The sequence below is a fragment of the Carboxylicivirga mesophila genome, from assembly GCF_018271975.1.
GTDB classification, from domain to species: Bacteria; Bacteroidota; Bacteroidia; order Bacteroidales; family Marinilabiliaceae; genus Carboxylicivirga; species Carboxylicivirga mesophila.
This window is the reverse complement of sequence record NZ_JAGUCN010000082.1, coordinates 1-401: the sequence shown is the minus strand read 5'-3', so window position 1 is coordinate 401 and position 401 is coordinate 1. Positions and strand designations below refer to the sequence as shown.

General features: G+C 37.4%; 1 protein-coding gene. It reads right to left on the bottom strand.

Going from position 1 to position 401, the window contains the following annotated elements; translation table 11 throughout:
* Window positions 1–211 precede the first annotated feature (211 nt).
* The coding region (locus KEM09_RS21850; protein WP_212232093.1) for a hypothetical protein at window positions 212–401 on the bottom strand (190 nt) is incomplete at its 5' end.

Below are 401 nucleotides of genomic sequence, written 5' to 3'. Positions count from 1 at the left end.
TCCTTCAATTGTACACGTTTGTAAATCCATTTTTTCAGTCCTTTTAAGTATTCCCATTGATTTATCATCCAGCGGATATGCAGCGATGGAATACTGCAAAAAAATGAAACTATATTATATGTTGACCTGGTCCGATGTTATAAACCCGTGAAGTAAAAGAAATTCAAGGGTTTAATGACTTGACTTTGTCTTGTATTTCTGATAACTTCTCTCACCAAAGTCGATGAAACGTCGCTTGCGTTTGAAAAGGCTGCTTTTCACGGAATCTCCGTCTCGACTTTGAAGTCAATGAAATTATTTCCTTGTTTATGCCATCGGGCCGGTCTTCCTTATTTACCTGTTTCATTTTTCTGAAATCCGACTGAAAATTGTCGTCATGTCGTTCCATATTACGCTCTAAC